3 protein-coding genes are annotated in these 3,880 nt (G+C 38.1%); 1 reads left to right on the forward strand and 2 read right to left on the reverse strand.

Annotated elements, in window-relative coordinates:
• Positions 1-524 precede the first annotated feature (524 nt).
• Positions 525-767 carry a recombinase family protein gene (locus WBN20_RS11365; RefSeq protein ID WP_424281754.1) on the reverse strand — a complete coding sequence of 81 codons (243 nt, stop codon included), beginning with the start codon at positions 765-767 and terminating at the stop codon, positions 525-527.
• Between the two features lie 412 nt (positions 768-1,179).
• On the opposite strand from WBN20_RS11365, the gene WBN20_RS11370 reads away from it, so the two are divergent.
• On the forward strand, positions 1,180-3,585 hold the full coding sequence (locus tag WBN20_RS11370) for a beta-N-acetylhexosaminidase (protein ID WP_424281755.1): 2,406 nt from the start codon (positions 1,180-1,182) through the stop codon (positions 3,583-3,585).
• 30 nt (positions 3,586-3,615) lie between these two features.
• Here the strand turns inward: WBN20_RS11370 and WBN20_RS11375 are convergent.
• Positions 3,616-3,880 (reverse strand): hypothetical protein (locus tag WBN20_RS11375; RefSeq protein ID WP_424281756.1); only part of this gene is annotated, 265 nt, incomplete at its 5' end.

A 3,880-nucleotide genomic window follows, 5' to 3' on the forward strand; every position in this document is an offset into this window, starting at 1 on the left:
GGGATTCACTTCGTGCATCCCTATTACCCCATTCTGCAAATGTAACTTCCAATCCTGTTGGGATTCACTTCGTGCATCCCTATTACCCCATTCTGCAAATGTAACTTCCAATCCTGTTGGGATTCACTTCGTGCATCCCTATTACCCCATTCTGCAAATGTAACTTCCAATCCTTGCAGGATTGACATCTTAAAATTAAAAATCCCATTCAAGCGAGCTTGATGGGATTTTTTTCTTTCAAGCTGTAATAAAGTTACGCTTGATTGCGGAGGAAGAGGAACTATCTAGAATCTCATATTCTTAGGTTTTATAAGGGTTAAAATGAGGTCCAAAATTTAGGGACACCGAATTAGTCCCTTTTTAACAAAAGTTTAAGAATTTTCAATGATTTGAGCCGATTTAACCTCTAATAAGAGCAATCTGTAGTATTAGAATTTCAAATAGTGAGATTCGACATATTTTAGTACTTATTTTTTCAAAATGTTTTTGTCTTGCTGCACTTTTCTAATAGTCATTCTCGTTAGTTATATCATCAATTTGGTAAAATGGATCAGACTTCTGGCCAGCCTGTCCAATTTCCAGACCATAATCGTATCGCCCTCCCTGACATAGTCCATTAGTTTACCTAGTTTTCTTCTTTCTTCCTTGGTACTGGAAACCTTGTCCGTATAAATGTTCTTGTTCCTTATCCCTTCTTTAAGAAAGGCATCAATCTGCAGATCTAAATTCTGTTCGTTCGTACTTACTCGTGCATATCCAAATATCATGACCTTAAAGTTTAATTAAAGGTCAAAATAGAATCTATTTAATTAGTACGGTAAAATGAACTTTGTGGGAATAATGAACTCATGGAGCCTTTTAAGTTCACATAAACGGTCGTTTAAATATACCATCTCAATAATAGGCTTCAAGATGTCTGCTATACAAACGTTTGTAAACGTATTCCATTTGGATAAAATACTACTAAAATGTTGAAGGCGTCTTAATTACTAGGATTTGCTATTTTAGTTCCTATAGTGATATATAGTGCATAATGTACTATATTCAATTGTTGGTGGTTATTTAACTGAAGAAAAACAGTTTTATAGGTGTTAGGCAATGATAGCAAGCTGTAACCATGAATAGAATGCCTGGTGTAAGTCTTTATATTCTTATCAAATAAAACAAAGAAACCCAAATATGAAAAAAATATTGAAAATAGTTTTAGGTTTCATTTTTGTGATTGGTTTGGGTTTGGTCGGTGTTGGATTCAGCTTGCAAAAACCTGAACCATCTCCACTTTCTGATGAAAATCGTGCCCAAATTAATTTATTGCCACTTCCCACTGAACTTTCCCTCGGAAAAACACGGTTTACGCTAGAACAGGACTTGGGTCACTCTTTCAAAAACGTTTCTACGCCTAAATTGGAAAATGCCATTAAGCGTTTTTATTCCAAACTTGAGTCCCGGACTGGTATCGTCATTGCGAATAATGGATCACCAAAAGTAATATTAGATTGTAAAAATGCAGGAAACGATTACCCCTCCATTAATGATGATGAATCGTATGGTCTTTCTGTTACCGAAAAGAATATAACACTTACGGCCAACTCAGAAACAGGTATAATATATGGCTTAGAATCAATTTTACAATTGGTAAAAGAAGAAGATGGAAAATGGGTTTTACCCGAGTTGGAATTGAATGACAAACCACGGTATGCCTGGAGAGGGGTTATGATCGATGTAGGCCGCCATTGGATTCCCAAAGATCTCATCTTGAGGAATCTAGAGGCCATGGCCACTGTAAAAATGAATGTACTTCATTGGCACCTAACAGAATACCAAGGTTTTAGAATAGAGTCGAAAACGTATCCTAAGCTCCATGAAATGGGATCCGGGGGAAAATTCTACACCCAAGAAGACATTAAGGAAGTAATCGATTATGCTGCCGATCGTGGGATACGTGTTCTGCCCGAGTTTGATCTGCCGGGTCATTCGACCTCCTGGTTTGTTGGGTATCCCGAATTGGCCAGTGCTCCGGGACCTTATGTATTGGACACAGTTTTTGGTGTGCTAAAACCAGTTATGAACCCTACCAAGGATGTGGTATATGATTTTCTGGACGGATTTTTCGGAGAAATGGCCAATCTTTTCCCTGAAGAATATATACATATTGGAGGGGACGAAGTGATACCAGACCATTGGAACGAAAATCCTGAAATTCAGAATTTCATGAATAATAATGAAATGGATGACTTTCATGAACTTCAGGCATATTTTAACTCACGTATTCATAAGATTTTAATCAAGTATGGCAAAAAGATGGTAGGTTGGGACGAAATCATTCATCCAGACCTACCAAAGGAAGAAATTGTCGTTCAATCTTGGAGAAATGACCAAGCGCTTTTGGAAGCCGTTAAAGAAGGTAATAAAGCAGTACTTTCCTACGGATATTACCTTGACTATAAACAACCTGCTGGTGATCTTTATAAAGTAGATCCCTCGGTGGTTCCTAGTACTATAGATTTTGATATTGATTCCACGAATTGGAAAGGATGGGAAAGCAAGCTCTATGCCAGCGGGGCCGATTTGGAAGGAGATTTATATTTATTCGGTGAAGGAGAGAATTTGCAGGGCATAAAGTATTTTATGGGGAAACCATACGGCTTCACCGACATAGAGGTCGAAGGCAATTTTATTTCTTTCAGTCATGAAACGTCTTTTGGTCAAATGTCCTATGATATTAAAATAGAGGGAGATTCCCTTATAGGGACGGGTACGGTATCCAATGTCGCCATTAAATTTAAAGGGAAACGAAAGGGGGGCACTCATATGCCAAATGGCGAACCGCTCCCAAAGTTTGAAAAAATAGAGGCACTTACCAAAGAACAAGAGGACTTAATTCTAGGTGGGGAAACCTGTATGTGGGGAGAAATGGTCGATGACATTACCCTAGAATCAAGAATTTGGCCCAGAGCCGCAGCCGTGGCGGAAAAACTTTGGAGTCCTAAAGATTATACCGCCGACAACGAGGATATGTATCGAAGGTTAATTGTTATGGATGACCGACTTGAAAAGTTGGGAATAAGACATAGGGCCAGTACCGAAGTATTGATTCGCAATTTGGTCGAAGAACCCTATATTGATCCACTCCGCACCTTGGTCAACGTTCTACAAGAAGATAAATATTTTGGTAGAATGGTTTTATATAAACCTGAACTTTATACGACCACTGCATTAAATAGAGTGGTCGATGCGGCAAGACCGGAAAGTTACGTTGCCTATAATTTTAATAAAGATGTTAATCTTTGGGTCCAAAACGGAGACGTCAGGGCAAAGAACCGCATTGTTCAAAAATTGAAAAAATGGTCAGAAAACCATAGCAAGTTGGTTTCTGCTATTGAAGGCAATGAGCGACTTGAAGAAATTAAAGTACATTCGGCCAATCTCTCCCAATTGGCTAAATTGGGTTTAGAGGCATTGAATAATAGGAATGCTATGAAAGGTGAACTACCAGAAATCGATGCTTTACTGAAAAATGCCGATAAGGCTCAAGGAGGGACTATACTTTCAGTTGTGGAAAGTATGAGAACGCTTTTAAAATAGAACCTTCATTTCTGAATTTATGGAAAGATATTACAAAGAAAAACAACCACCAACATAAAATATAGGGCATTTGGCAGATAGTGATAAAATTGAAGATGCTAGAAGTAAATAAACATACTGGTAAATTGAAGAATTGGTGCGTTGAAATGGCAAACGCACCATATTCAAATCGTTGTGCCTAATTACTGTAATGAAATAATAATTAATTGTAGTATTATTTAACGCCAAGCGTAACACGCCCAAACCGCGCCTTTGAGCGGAAGTACGAGGCTGATAGCACGACAACGCCTTATAG

The sequence above is a fragment of the Eudoraea sp. genome (genome assembly GCF_049665975.1).
Classification (GTDB): Bacteria; Bacteroidota; Bacteroidia; order Flavobacteriales; family Flavobacteriaceae; genus Eudoraea.

Bases quoted from the DNA above. Each gene is read 5' to 3' on its own strand.
- WBN20_RS11365 (WP_424281754.1), bottom strand. From the start codon at position 767: ATGATATTTGGATATGCACGAGTAAGTACGAACGAACAGAATTTAGAT.
- WBN20_RS11370 (WP_424281755.1), top strand. From the start codon at position 1,180: ATGAAAAAAATATTGAAAATAGTTTTAGGTTTCATTTTTGTGATTGGT.